Below are 12,947 nucleotides of genomic sequence, written 5' to 3' on the forward strand. Positions count from 1 at the left end.
GGAGAGCAATGACCGACAGCAATGGAACCGCGAAGACCACGCAGGGCTCACCCACCCCGCCGGCGCCGCCGGCTGCCAATCCCGGCGGCAATGCACCGCGACCGTCCGGCGCCCCGAAGCCCGGCGGCCCGACACCCCACCCGAAACCGCACGCGGTCAAACCGGCCCCCGGACCGGCCCAGCAGCATCCGCATCCGGTGGTGGTGCCGACGGTCACCGATCCCAGCGCCTGGGGCCGCGTCGATGAAGACGGTACCGCCTGGGTGAAGACTTCCGACGGCGAACGCGTCATCGGCTCGTGGCAGGCCGGTGACGCGGCCGAGGGCCTGGCGCATTTCGGCCGCCGATTCGACGATCTGGCCACCGAGGTGGCGCTGCTCGAGGCCCGGCTGGCCGCGGGCGCGGACGCCCGCAAGACCAAGGCCGCGGCCCTGTCGCTGGCCGAATCGTTGCCGACCGCCGCCGTGATCGGCGATATCGACGGACTCGCGCGCCGGCTGCAAGCCATCACCGAACATTCCGAAGAGGCGGCCGCGCACGCCAAGGAGGAGAAGGAACGCGCCCGGCACGAGCACACCGAGCGCAAGGAAGCACTCTGCGCAGAGGCCGAGAAGATCGCCTCCGAATCCACCCAGTGGAAGGCCGCCGGCGACCGGCTGCGCGAGATCCTCGACGAATGGAAGTCCATCCGCGGGGTGGACCGCAAGGTCGACGACGCGCTGTGGAAGCGGTACTCCAAGGCCCGCGAGGCGTTCAACCGCCGGCGCGGTGCGCACTTCGCCGAGCTCGACCGGGAACGGGCGGCTGCGAAATCGCGCAAGGAAGAGCTGTGCGTGCGCGCCGAGGAACTGTCCGGCTCCACCGACTGGGTGGGTACGGCCGCTGTCTTCCGCGATCTGCTGACCGAGTGGAAGGCCGCGGGTCGTGCGCCGCGCGAGGCCGATGAGGCGCTGTGGCGCCGGTTCAAGAGCGCGCAGGACGTGTTCTTCGCGGCCCGCAATGCCGCGGTCTCCGAACGCGACGCCGAGTTCGAGCACAACGCCACCGCCAAGGAGGAGTTGCTGCGCGCCTACGAGCACATCGACCCGGCCAACGGACTGGACGCCGCCCGCAACTCGCTGCGCGAATTGCAGGACCGCTGGGACGCCATCGGCAAGGTGCCGCGCGAACGCATCCAGGAGCTGGAAGGCAAGCTGCGCGCCATCGAAAAGCGGGTCCGGGACGCGGCGGACGCGCAGTGGCGGCGCACCGACCCCGAGGCGATGGCGCGCGCGGCCCAGTTCCGCGAACGCGTCGCACAGTTCGAGGAGCAGGCCGCGAAGGCGCAGGCCGCGGGCAATAAGCGCGATGCGGAGAAGGCGCTGGAACAGGCCAAGCAGTGGCGTGAGTGGGCCGAGGCCGCGGAAGGCGCCGTCAGCAACCTCTGATCGGGGGGCGATGCCGACGGAGTTCGGTGACGGGTGCCCGGAAACCCTTTGGGGGCGGCCGGGTTCCGCGGGCCCGCGCTACTGTGGTGCTGGTGCGGCAGGTGTGGGATTCGTGGGGTGACGTGCTGGTCGCATGGACGCTGGCCGTGCCGTTGGTGGTGATCGCCGCGGGATGGCTGGTGCGGCTGCGGATCGGCCGGGGACAGCCGCGGGGCGAGGCGCTGCGGTCGACGATCGCAGAGCTCGGGATTCTGCTCGGCACGCTGCCGTGGGTGTGGATGATCCTCACGCCCGTGCACGGTGAGCGGCACGTGATCCTGCTGCCGCTGAAGGATCTGATCGAGACGCTCGCCGACGCGTCGACGAATACGGTCGTGCAGGTCGGCGCCAACCTGGTGCTGTTCGTGCCGCTGGGTTTCTTTCTGCCGCTACGCTTTCCACGGTTCGCGGGGGTGCTCCGCATGATGTCGGTGGGTGCCGCGCTGTCGGCGGCACTGGAAATCGCGCAGTACGTGCTCGATCTGGGCCGCTACTCCTCGATCGACGATGTGCTGATGAACGCCGCGGGCGCGGGCATAGGGGCCTACCTCGCCCGGGTGCACGTCGCCCGGCGCGAGGCGGAGCGCTCCTATAGCTCCCGGGTACTGCTACGCCTGGGCTGGAGCAGCTGACACCGCGGCGAAATCCGCTGCTTCAGGCTGGACAACACACGCCGGGTGCGGGTGACTCTATTCGCCGGTGAGCCGTTTGCGGTCGCGCTCTTCGGCCTCGGCGGCGGCGATGCGGCGCTGTTCCTCGGCCTCGAGGTGCAGGGCCGTGCGGGTCCAGACGACGCGGATCCAGTGGAAGGTCAGCACCATGACGGCGAGGGTGCCGATGATGAGGCCGATGCCGGGGCCCGCGCCGTAGTAGTTGCCGAGGCCCGGGGTTTGGCGATGCCAGATGGACAGAACCCCGAAGACGCTGGCAATGGCCGATCCGGCGACCGCGATCCAAGCCAGCACCCAGCGCCGGGTCATCAGAGCGAGCAACGAGAAGCCGATCCCGAAGACCACCACGAACCATACGAAGATGCGCGAGGGCAGGCCGATGTGCTCGGTCTGGCTCACCTGGGTGCCGAGCAGCACGTCGAAGCCGCGCGCGCCACCCGCGTGCGACAGCACCAGCGACAGCATCAGTACGAAGACCGTGCCCGCCACCACCATGGCCCGCATGCCCGGGTCGATCTCACCGGCGATGCGGCGCTCGACGGCGTCGAGTTCGTCGCGGAACTGCTCGAAGTCATTGCTCTTCTCGACCGAGCTCACTGCGCCCTCGTCTCCTTCGCCTGCGTCGTCGACCGCACCGGACATGTCCACTGTGCCATCACCGCCTCCCTCCGCCGCACTCGACCCACTACGTCCGGTAGTAGCAGACTCCGGCTCCGGCCCAGCATGATCGGCCGCGCCCTCGCGCGGCTCGTACTCCTCACGATCCGAGCCCCGGTCCACGCCCCCGACATCGCCGTTCACGCGACCTCCCGCATTGTGCTGGTGCTCCCACATCCCGCTGACAACTCGACGGTATACGCCAAGGAGGCGAGGTCCCACAGAGGCTCTCTACGGTTCACAGAGGTGGCAATGTCTGTGGGGCGTGCGGACGCTCTGTGTACCTGCTCGGGTGGCGTCAGGCGCCGCAGCCGGTGGAACAACCCGAAGCCGCCGCCGGTTCGGGGGCGGGGGCGCCGATGCGGGGCAGGCCGAGCCCGACGCCGATCGGTTCGGTCTTCGGGGTGATGCCGCGCTCGTGCGCGTCGCCCGCCTTGGTGCGGCGGTGCGATTTGATCGGGGCGTCGGCGATCAGATGATGTGGGGCCGCCTCGGTGATGTCGACGGTGATGATGTCACCGGGGCGGATCGGTTCGGCGGTGTCGGCCGGACGGAAATGCACCAGCCTGCCGTCGCGGGCCCGGCCGCTCATGCGCGCGGTCGCGGCGTTCTTCTTACCCGCGCCCTCGGCGACCAGCAGTTCCACCTCGGCGCCGATCAGCGCGCGGTTCGCGTCCAGCGAGATCTCTTCCTGGAGCGCGATGAGCCGGTCATAGCGCTCCTGCACCACCGCCTTCGGCAGTTGGTCGGGCATCTCGGCGGCCGGGGTACCGGGGCGCTTGGAGTACTGGAAGGTGTAGGCGCTGGTGAAACGAGCCTGGCGGACGACATCCAGGGTCTCCTGGAAATCCTCTTCGGTCTCGCCGGGGAAGCCGACGATGATGTCGGTGGTGATCGCCGCGTGCGGCATGGCCGCGCGGACCTTGTCGATGATGCCGAGGTAGCGCGCCTTGCGATAGGAGCGACGCATGGCCTTGAGCACGCGGTCCGAACCGGATTGCAGCGGCATATGCAGCTGGGGGCAGATATTGGGGGTCTCGGCCATCGCCTCGATCACATCGTCGGTGAACTCGGCCGGGTGCGGGGAGGTGAAGCGCACCCGTTCTAGTCCGTCGATGTCGCCGCAGGCGCGCAGCAGTTTCGCGAATGCGCTGCGATCGCGCGGCTCGGTCGGGTCGACGAAGTTGACGCCGTAGGAGTTCACGTTCTGCCCGAGCAGCGTCACTTCCAGTACACCCTGCTCGACCAGCGCCTGCACCTCGGCGAGCACATCACCGGGGCGGCGGTCGACCTCCTTGCCGCGCAGCGCGGGCACGATGCAGAAGGTGCAGGTGTTGTTGCAGCCGACCGAGATCGAGACCCAGCCCGCATAGGCGGACTCGCGCTTGGCGGGCAGCGTGGACGGAAACGCCTCCAGCGATTCCAGGATCTCGACCTGGGCTTCGGCATTGTGACGGGCACGCTCGAGCAGTACCGGCAGCGAGCCGATGTTGTGGGTGCCGAACACCACATCCACCCAGGGCGCCTTGCGCACCACGACGTCGCGGTCCTTCTGCGCCAGGCAGCCGCCGACGGCGATCTGCATGCCCGGACGACCCGCCTTGATGGGCGCGAGGTGGCCGAGGGTGCCGTAGAGCTTGTTATCGGCGTTCTCGCGTACCGCGCAGGTATTGAAGACGACGAGATCGGCCGTCGCCCCCGGCGCGGCCTTCACATAACCCGCATCCTCGAGCAGCCCGGACAAGCGTTCGGAATCATGCACGTTCATCTGGCAACCGAAGGTGCGGACCTCGTAACTGCGGGCATCACCGTCGGCCTCGAGCGGGGTGGGATGCAGCGCGGTCTGTCCGATCGAATCCACCCGTCCAGGGTACGGGGGCCCGCAATCGAACTTCCCAGCGCATCGACGCAGGCCCCGGGCCTCGGCGCGAGAATGCGCCGCGCCGGTCGCGAAGTTACGGGTGCGTGACGTTTCGGCGTGGCGTTACGGCGTGTCACGGAAACCAGGGCAAAACGGAGATTTCCGCTTAAGGTCAAGGACCATGACCGACGCCGATGCCGCGCCCGACACGACCGGGGACGCCACGACCGGGGATGAGGGCGCTACCACCAGCGCGCCGCCGACGCTGACCAAGGGTGCCGCAACCGAGACCGCGAGCGCCGACCCCAGCGGACCGCCGATGATCTCGATGCGCAAGGTGGACAAGCACTTCGGTGAGCTCCATGTGCTCCGCGATATCAACCTCGAGGTCCCCAAGGGCCAGGTCGTCATCGTGCTCGGCCCGTCCGGCTCGGGCAAGTCGACGCTGTGCCGCACCATCAACCGGCTCGAGCCCATCGACTCCGGCGATATCGCCATCGATGGCGTGCCCCTGCCCGCCGAGGGCAAGGCGCTGGCCGCGCTGCGCGCCGATGTCGGCATGGTGTTCCAGTCGTTCAACCTGTTCGCGCACAAGACCATCGTCGAGAACGTGATGTTGGCGCCGATGAAGGTTCGCAAGTCCAAGAAGGAAGCGGCCCGCACGCGCGCCATGGAGCTGTTGGAGCGGGTCGGCATCGCCAACCAGGCCGACAAGTACCCGGCACAACTGTCGGGCGGCCAGCAGCAGCGCGTGGCGATCGCCCGCGCGCTGGCGATGAATCCGAAGGTGATGCTGTTCGACGAGCCGACCTCGGCGCTCGACCCCGAGATGGTCAACGAGGTACTCGAGGTGATGGTCTCGCTGGCGAAGGAGGGGATGACCATGCTGGTGGTCACCCACGAGATGGGATTCGCGCGGCGGGCGGGCAACCGGGTGCTGTTCATGGCCGATGGTCAAGTCGTCGAGGACACCGAGCCGGAAGCCTTCTTCACCGCGCCGAAATCCGAGCGCGCGAAGGACTTCCTGGGCAAGATTCTGAGCCACTGAGCTTTTCGAACAAAAGCCACGCCTCGAATCCGCTGGCCCTTCAATCAGTACACCGCTCCGGACCACGGCAAGAAAACCACAAGAGGAGTTAGGAACTCGATGAGGATCAACCGTGCACTGCGCTTCGGTGTCGGGGCGATCGCCCTGGCGCTGGCCGCTTCCGCCTGTGGCGGCGGCGACGACAAGTCCGCCCTCGACCACGCCAAGGACGGCAAACTGACCGTCGGCATCAAGTTCGACCAGCCCGGCCTCGGCCTGCGCAACAAGGACGGCTCGTTCAGCGGCTTCGACGTCGAGGTCGCCAAGTACGTGGGCGAGAAGCTGGGGGTGAAGCCGGAGAGCATCACCTTCAAGGAATCCCCGTCCGCCCAACGCGAGACGCTGATCGAGAACGGTCAGGTCGATTTCATCGTCGCCACCTACTCGATCACCGATAAGCGCAAGGAGAAGGTCGACTTCGCGGGCCCGTACTACGTCGCGGGCCAGTCGCTGCTGGTGAAGGCCGATAACACCGACATCACCGGCGTCGAATCGCTGACCGGCAATAAGAAGCTGTGCTCGGTGAAGGGTTCGACCCCCGCGCAGAACGTCAAGGAGAAGTACGCCAAGGACGTGCAGCTTCAGGAGTTCGACACCTACTCGCTGTGTGTCGAGGCACTGCGCAACGGCTCGGTCGACGCGGTGACCACCGACGACATCATCCTGGCCGGTTTCGCCGCGCAGTCCCCCGGCCAGCTGAAGGTCGTCGGCAAGCCCTTCACCACGGAGAACTACGGCATCGGCCTGAAGAAGGGCGACACCGAGGCTCGCGGCAAAATCAACGACGCGATCGAGGCCATGATCGCCGACGGCTCCTGGGCCAAGGCCTTCGCCAGCACGGTCGGCAGCTCGGGCTACCCGGCGCCGCAACCGCCGGCGGTGAACCGCTACTGACGTTATCGGTGCGGGTGGTTCGGGGTGATCCTCCGAGCCACCCGCCCCTCTCGTTATCGATCGACCAATCCATACCGATGGGAGGGACGCGTTCGCCGTGTTCGATCTGATCTCGGAATACGACACCCAGATCCTGGAAGCCTTCTGGGTGACGATCAAGCTCACCGCGTTCTCGGCGATCGGGGCGCTGATCCTCGGCACCGTCGTCGCCGCGATGCGCGTATCCCCCGTCCCGGTCGCCCGGTGGCTGGGCACGGCGTATGTGACGATCTTCCGCAATACCCCGCTCACCCTCATCATCGTCTTCTGCTCACTGGGCCTGTACTCGGCGCTCGGCTGGAAGCTGGCGGGTGATTCGATCGCCGATAACAACTATCGCTGGGCGATCGTCGGCCTGAGCGTGTACACCGCCGCCTTCGTCTGCGAATCGCTGCGGGCGGGCATCAACACGGTGCCGCTCGGCCAGTCCGAGGCAGGCCGTTCGCTCGGCTTCAGCTTCAGCCAGAATCTGCGACTCGTGGTGCTGCCGCAGGCCTTCCGCTCGGTCATCGCCCCGCTCGGCAGCGTGCTGATCGCACTGACCAAGAACTCCACCATCGCCGCGGCGATCGGTGTCGCCGAGGCGGCCAAACTGATGGCGGAGATGATCGAGACCGAAGCGGCCCTGCTGGCCATCGGTGCGATTTTCGCGCTCGGTTTCGTCATTCTGACCCTGCCGACCGGCCTGCTGTTCGGCTGGCTCGCCAAGCGATTCGAGGTTGCCCGATGACCGCTGGAGCATCCGTTCTGTTCGATGCGCCGGGTCCCCGCGCCCGGGTACGCAACAACCTCGTCACCGTGCTGGTGGTGGCCGCCGTCGTGCTCGCCGGCTGGTGGCTGTTTCGCGCCTTCGACGAGAAGGGGCAGTTCACCGCCGAAAAATGGAAGCCGTTCCTGGAAGCCGACGTCTGGTCGACCTACCTGTTGCCCGGTCTGAAGGGCACCGTCGTCGCCGCGATCATCTCGATCATCGCCGCGCTGGTGCTCGGCATGATCTTCGGCATCCTGCGGCTGTCCGAACATCGTGTCATCCGCTGGGTCGCGGGTGCGATCGTCGAATTCGCCCGGGCCATCCCGGTGCTGATCCTGATGATCTTCCTGTTCGCCCTCTACAGCGAATACGATCTGTTCAAATCCGATGACCTGGCATTGGCCGCCGTGGTCACCGCGTTGACGATCTACAACGGCTCGGTCATCGCCGAAATCGTGCGCGCCGGAATCCGTTCGCTGCCGAAGGGGCAGACCGAGGCGGCCGTCGCGCTGGGTCTGCGCAAGAACCAACTGATGCGGCTGATCCTGTTGCCGCAGGCGATCACCGCGATGCTGCCCGCGTTGATCTCGCAGATGGTGGTGGCGCTGAAGGATACGGCGCTCGGCTACCAGATCACCTACATCGAAATCGTGCGCTCCGGTCAGCAACTCGGTGCGGCACAACAGAATACGATTCCGGCGCTGATCGTCGTCGCGGTCATCATGATCGCGCTCAACAGCACACTCACGCTGGTGGCCACCAAACTGGAACAGCGACTGCGGGCCCGCAAACGCCGCAAGGGCGGCGGGCCGGTGCTGGCCGCGGATTCCATCATCACCGATGCCGCACCCGGCGTGGACGTGACGAAGGCGCCGTGAGTCAGCCGGATCCGTCCTCGGTGAGTCCCGTGACGGACAGCGCCGTGACGGACAGCGCCGTGACCGTCAGGGCAGGGGCGCGCGGCGACGCGACGCGGATCGCGGCGCTGCATACCGCGAGCTGGCGTTCCGCGTACGCCGGGATCATGCCGGACAGCTTCCTGAACGGCCCGCTCTCGGCCGATCGACTAGCGCTGTGGCAACAGCGGCTGGCCGATAATCCGTCGGCCGCGGGCCTGTTCGTCGCCGAGTGCGGACCGGAGCTGGTCGGCTTCGTCTACCTCATCCCCCGCCCCGACGGCCGGATACTCCTGGACAATCTGCATGCCCTGCCGGGAAGAACCCGCAGCGGCGTCGGCACCCTGCTCTTCCGGCGCGCCCTACGCTGGGCGGCCACCGAATACCCCGGATGCGCGGTGTATCTCGAAGTGCTGCAAGAGAATAAACCCGCGATCGCCTTCTACGAGCGCCACGGAGGCCGGCGCACCGACGCCCGCCTCGGCCGATTCGAGCAAGGTTTCGAACTACCCGAGTTCGAATACACCTGGACGCCACCGTTCTCCGCATGAGGACGTCATCGGGCCGTTAGGAAATCGGGAGGAAGACCGAATGCCTGAGGGTTTTTCACCGACAACTCGCGGATATCGATACCAAGGTTCTCGGCGTTACTGACATACGGAGTAATCTCATGCTCGATGTCAGGGCTGACGAAATACATGATGGACTTCCGACCGTCGTGATGATGATTGCGCATGTGATGATAGGCAGGCTTGATCTCTCCGCCGGTCATCGCCGTGAGGATGCTGCCCGGCATCACCAGCATTTCGCCGGTTCGTGGGATCAACGGAATCACCTCGGAGCCACGGTACAGTTCCAGACCGGGCGCACTGGCCCAGAGCAGGGTGAATAGCACCCTATCCTCGTGGCGATGCTGGAGAAACTCGTCATCCAATTGACCAGGAAAAGAGTTCACCTGCAGCAACGACGCTTTCGTGAACGCAATGTCGCGTCTGTAGTTGTACCTATCGCCGAGTATTTCAAGTAACTTCAGCGTAACGTCGACCACCACGCCTCGATAACTCTCCAAAGCTGTCAAGAAATCTGCGATTTCGGCACGATGTTCGATCTCGATGCCTCTATCCTTCCAATAGAGAAAGGAATCATTCAAACTTCGGCGGTCGGGCGAGTACGCGTAGGAGTAACCGAGCGGCCGATATCCAACCATTCGACGCGGCGTTCCGTACCTCAGTTTGGTCTCGCTATCGGCCGCAAAGAACGACATTGCCCTCCGGTACAAGCGGCCGAGTTGGTCAACCGCCCCGGAATCGAGGGGCACCGAGGCGAACCCACGAACGATCATCTGATCAACAAGATCTACTTCAGTCAATTGTTGCACCGCTGTTCGATACGGATGATTCAAGCAGTTCCCGAACCTCCCGGACCTCGCGGCTTCTGGCATGTACGGGCTGCACGTCATCGAGAATCTGGACGACGCGCCGAGGGATCTGACCTACCCGATACTCGACGGGTAGTGCGTTCCACGCTGTCGCGATAACCCGGCAGCCGCCTTCCAACTCGCCATCGCGCATGTGCGAGGCCGCCTCGTCCAACCGCAAGAGCGCCCCTCCGACCTCGTCCTGCCGACTGAACGGGAGATCCAGGGCTCGCTGGCGCAGCACCTCGGCCTGGCGACGCTCACCAATCGCGGTCAACGCATTGGATTGGTGCCATCGCAGAAAGTATTCAGTCACGTGCAGGCCATCGGCGACGGTCTGCGCTTCCGGTAAGGCGGCGAACATTCGATCTGCATTCCGGACGGCGTCGAGAGTCTCGCGGCCGCGACCCATACGAGCCTGGACACCGGCCTCGGCCAGGTAGCCGAACACAGCCGCCGCATGGGGACGGCTATCGCCCGCCGTTTGCGCAACGCGCGCGGCAACAAGTCCGGATTTCGCAGCACGGCCGTGACATGTACAGGCATCGCAAATATGTCCGGCTATCCACGCCTCCACAGCCGTGTCACCCGACCGACGAGCGGCGCGACGGGCGATCCCGAACCAATCGAAGGTGTCCTCGACGCCCGCGACATCATTGAGACGTATCGCAATGAATGCGGCATTCTTGGCGAGCACGCGGTGCAATCTATGTCGAATATCCGAGGTAGTTGCCGTCAGCAGGCAGGCCTCGATGCGTCCGAGGTCGACCATTCGCGCCGAAATGAACTCGGCAGGCGCCTCGGTATACAAACCGTACCCGTTCTCCTCTGTCATATCTTCGAGCAAACTGGCGTGTGCCGCCGCAGCCCTCCCGTCACTCGGGATGTAGCCGACACCGGTCGAGGCTCTGGATGTCGACGACATCGTAGGCATGACTACGGCGCTCACTGTTGCGGCACCGAGGAAATGGCGACGGTCCACGGTAATTTCCAATCCGAGTGGGGAAATGGGCTCCTGATCCGAATAGTCGTGCCCGAATCCGAGCCGGTCGGGCCTGGACCGGTATAGCAGGCACAGCGCGTCCAGGTATCGGGGCGTTGGCATGTCCAGGCAGTTCTCCCATCGGGACAGTCGCTGGTGTGCGAGGCTGTCCGCGGGAGTCCCACGGGCACGAAGAATGTGTTTCATCATCTCGATCGCTTCGATCAAGGTGTACCCATGCACAATTCGATGCGCCCGTAAGAGCGATACTGCGCAGTGCCGATGGACGGCGAGCGCCGCGTCGTGTTCGGAGCCACCCGCGGCCTTGATATCTCGCGCAACGCGTCGGCCACACGAACTGCCGTGCTGTGTGTTCCCCATGCTGTCAGCCTCTCTGGCACGGTGGAGGTTCTCAGCGTATCGCCGGACTTCCGGCAAGTCGACGGACCGACGCGCGGTGCGCGCGGTGCGTGCAAAGCGGTAACGGTCGGCGTGTATTCGCTGAGTCACCGTGCCGCGGAAGGATTTCGGAGGTCATCCTCGATATCGCTGGATTCGACGAGGGAGGCATCATGGCCCGGGGATTGCAGGCGATCGGCACTGGGCGGAAGCAAGTCAGAAGATCCGCGACATGGGCGCCGAGCGCAACCACATTCGACTCGATATCCGTGCTTCAACTGTTGCAGGTGTGTCCACTTGTTGTTGGTCTCGTCGATACCCATTCGATGGCTATCTGGGTGTCGAGCCTGACGCTGCTGCTACTGGTGCTCGTATGGACAGTGGCGAGGATGCGGTCCGGTCGGCGTGACACGCGCATCTTTCAAAAGAAACAGATCAACCGGGCGATCTCAGGTTGCAGATGCCGAACGAATTCGCTTCGGCACACATGCTCCTCACGCCAACCGCGACGCAGGGCAGGGAGGCTTGGGACATCTCGCCTTTCGACATCGGGGTCCGGCACATCAACTGGTGCAGCTCCCAGTAGAGGTGGAGGCGGCCCGGGTTCCACACGCTGGGCGTTCCAGGGGCGAGCTTCGTGCTCATCGCAGTAGGGCAGCGGGAGCAGAGAGCAGGTGCGTTGCAGCCGAGATGAGTGCGAATATCGCATCCGGCCCGGCGCCGGATCGGCCGGGCCTGCCCCGGGCGATCGACATTTCGGATGGGTCGTGACGCTGGACTGTGCGCGTTCAGTTCAGGTCCGGATCCGGCAGATTCCGATCGGCGAGTTCGGCTTTGACCACGGCGAAGGCGGTGGATTGACTGTAGCCGCGGCGGGCGAGCATGCCGACGAGACGGCGGATTGTTTTGTCGCGGTCCAGATCTCGCGGGAGGGTGCGGAGTTTGCGGCGGACCAGGTCGGTGGCGCGGGCGGCCTCGTCGTCGAAGGTGATCGCCTCCAGGGCGGGGGCGGCGTCGACCTGGGCGACGCCCTTGCGGCGTAACTCCTGGGCGAGGGCCTGCTTACCCTTGCCGGAGAAGGTGTGGCGGGAATGGACCCACTGTTCGGCGAAGGCGGCGTCATCGATGAGGCCCACCTCGGCGAGGCGGTCCAGGGCGCGGTCTGTGATATCGGCGGTATATCCCTTGGCGGCCAAGCGCTGTGCGAGTTCGGCGCGGCTGCGAGCGCGGACGGCGAGCAGGCGAAGACACGCCTCCTTCGCCTGCTCGACCGTCCCGCCCTGCGGGGTGCGCTCGGCATCCCGCTCGGATCCGGCCGCCACCGGATCCGCCCAGCGGCCTTCCGTTCCTTCGATATCAGCCGACTGGGAGTCAGTGGATTCGAACCGGCGCCGATCACGCGGCCGCCGGGTTCGGGGCGTGGCCCCGGTCGAGCGTCCCCGCTGCGGATCGGGTTCGCTCGACCGGGTGCCCGCGGTGTCCGGATCGGCAAAACCACCTTCTGCCGACCGGACTGGTCGTGGTTCCCGCACGCCCGACCGGGATCCGGTGGTTACCGGACCTGCCGCTCGGTCGCGTACGGCATGCTCCCCGCGTCCGCGGGGTGCGGTGAGCTCAGTGGTATCGACACCGAGATCGGCCAACCGCCGCCGCATTTCCGCGACCGGATCGGGGGACGCCGTCGTGCGCGCTCCCCGATCGGTCTTCGGCAACGAACGACGTCCGATCGGCTGCGCCGCGTCGGCGCCCGGCTCGGTTTCCGTGGACGCTGTGCGCCCACTCGTCGTCCGACCACCGCCCCCCATGGAATCGCTGCGCGATGCCGTA

The 12,947-nt window shown here is 66.0% G+C and carries 12 protein-coding genes; 7 read left to right on the plus strand and 5 right to left on the minus strand.

What is annotated here, in order from left to right; translation table 11 throughout:
• The first annotated feature begins 8 nt into the window (after positions 1-8).
• Both AB0H61_RS04220 and AB0H61_RS04225 read left to right on the plus strand, forming a co-directional pair.
• Positions 9-1,427 (plus strand): DUF349 domain-containing protein, encoded by a 1,419-nt coding sequence (locus AB0H61_RS04220; protein ID WP_357298985.1) that lies wholly within the window; start codon positions 9-11, stop codon positions 1,425-1,427.
• Positions 1,428-1,519: 92 nt separating this feature from the next.
• A complete protein-coding gene (locus AB0H61_RS04225; RefSeq protein WP_357298987.1) occupies positions 1,520-2,098 on the plus strand; it encodes a VanZ family protein in 579 nt (192 codons plus the stop codon).
• Between the two features lie 57 nt (positions 2,099-2,155).
• On the opposite strand, the gene AB0H61_RS04230 is transcribed toward AB0H61_RS04225, so the two are convergent.
• Positions 2,156-2,779, minus strand: a complete 624-nt coding sequence (locus AB0H61_RS04230) for a hypothetical protein (protein ID WP_357299868.1) — start codon at positions 2,777-2,779, stop codon at positions 2,156-2,158.
• A gap of 313 nt (positions 2,780-3,092) precedes the next feature.
• Positions 3,093-4,655: a tRNA (N6-isopentenyl adenosine(37)-C2)-methylthiotransferase MiaB gene (gene miaB, locus AB0H61_RS04235; protein WP_357298990.1), complete on the minus strand. Its 1,563-nt coding sequence runs from the start codon at positions 4,653-4,655 to the stop codon at positions 3,093-3,095.
• Between the two features lie 319 nt (positions 4,656-4,974).
• Here miaB and AB0H61_RS04240 point away from each other — a divergent pair, with 319 nt between their 5' ends.
• The 5 genes from AB0H61_RS04240 to AB0H61_RS04260 all read left to right on the plus strand — a co-directional run bounded on the left by AB0H61_RS04240 (position 4,975) and on the right by AB0H61_RS04260 (position 8,873).
• A complete protein-coding gene (locus AB0H61_RS04240) occupies positions 4,975-5,703 on the plus strand; it encodes an amino acid ABC transporter ATP-binding protein (protein WP_357299870.1) in 729 nt (242 codons plus the stop codon).
• Positions 5,704-5,802: 99 nt separating this feature from the next.
• On the plus strand, positions 5,803-6,636 hold the full coding sequence (locus AB0H61_RS04245) for a glutamate ABC transporter substrate-binding protein (protein WP_357298991.1): 834 nt from the start codon (positions 5,803-5,805) through the stop codon (positions 6,634-6,636).
• A gap of 97 nt (positions 6,637-6,733) precedes the next feature.
• Complete coding sequence (locus tag AB0H61_RS04250; protein ID WP_357298994.1) at positions 6,734-7,405, plus strand: amino acid ABC transporter permease; 672 nt, start codon at positions 6,734-6,736, stop codon at positions 7,403-7,405.
• Positions 7,402-8,304 (plus strand): amino acid ABC transporter permease, encoded by a 903-nt coding sequence (locus AB0H61_RS04255; protein WP_357298995.1) that lies wholly within the window; start codon positions 7,402-7,404, stop codon positions 8,302-8,304. The genes AB0H61_RS04250 and AB0H61_RS04255 overlap by 4 nt, the downstream gene beginning before the upstream one ends.
• Positions 8,305-8,348: 44 nt before the next feature.
• Positions 8,349-8,873, plus strand: coding sequence for a GNAT family N-acetyltransferase (locus tag AB0H61_RS04260; RefSeq protein ID WP_357298998.1), 525 nt, complete (start codon positions 8,349-8,351; stop codon positions 8,871-8,873).
• 5 nt (positions 8,874-8,878) lie between these two features.
• Here AB0H61_RS04260 and AB0H61_RS04265 read toward each other — a convergent pair whose 3' ends face one another.
• From AB0H61_RS04265 to recX, 3 genes are all read right to left on the minus strand, one after another.
• Positions 8,879-9,700, minus strand: coding sequence for a 2OG-Fe(II) oxygenase family protein (locus tag AB0H61_RS04265; RefSeq protein WP_357298999.1), 822 nt, complete (start codon positions 9,698-9,700; stop codon positions 8,879-8,881).
• On the minus strand, positions 9,684-10,949 hold the full coding sequence (locus tag AB0H61_RS04270) for a hypothetical protein (RefSeq protein WP_357299001.1): 1,266 nt from the start codon (positions 10,947-10,949) through the stop codon (positions 9,684-9,686). Before AB0H61_RS04270 ends, AB0H61_RS04265 begins: the two co-directional genes overlap by 17 nt.
• A gap of 959 nt (positions 10,950-11,908) precedes the next feature.
• On the minus strand, positions 11,909-12,442 hold the full coding sequence (gene recX, locus AB0H61_RS04275) for a recombination regulator RecX (RefSeq protein WP_357299003.1): 534 nt from the start codon (positions 12,440-12,442) through the stop codon (positions 11,909-11,911).
• Positions 12,443-12,947 lie beyond the last annotated feature (505 nt).

The organism is Nocardia sp. NPDC050710 (genome assembly GCF_040654375.1).
Taxonomy (GTDB): Bacteria; Actinomycetota; Actinomycetes; order Mycobacteriales; family Mycobacteriaceae; genus Nocardia.

What these genes read in the sequence shown, in the direction of transcription:
- AB0H61_RS04220 (WP_357298985.1), top strand. Translation starts at nt 9, where the DNA reads ATGACCGACAGCAATGGAACCGCGAAGACCACGCAGGGCTCACCCACC.
- AB0H61_RS04230 (WP_357299868.1), bottom strand. Translation starts at nt 2,779, where the DNA reads ATGTCCGGTGCGGTCGACGACGCAGGCGAAGGAGACGAGGGCGCAGTG.
- AB0H61_RS04240 (WP_357299870.1), top strand. Translation starts at nt 4,975, where the DNA reads ATGATCTCGATGCGCAAGGTGGACAAGCACTTCGGTGAGCTCCATGTG.
- AB0H61_RS04245 (WP_357298991.1), top strand. Translation starts at nt 5,803, where the DNA reads ATGAGGATCAACCGTGCACTGCGCTTCGGTGTCGGGGCGATCGCCCTG.
- AB0H61_RS04255 (WP_357298995.1), top strand. Translation starts at nt 7,402, where the DNA reads ATGACCGCTGGAGCATCCGTTCTGTTCGATGCGCCGGGTCCCCGCGCC.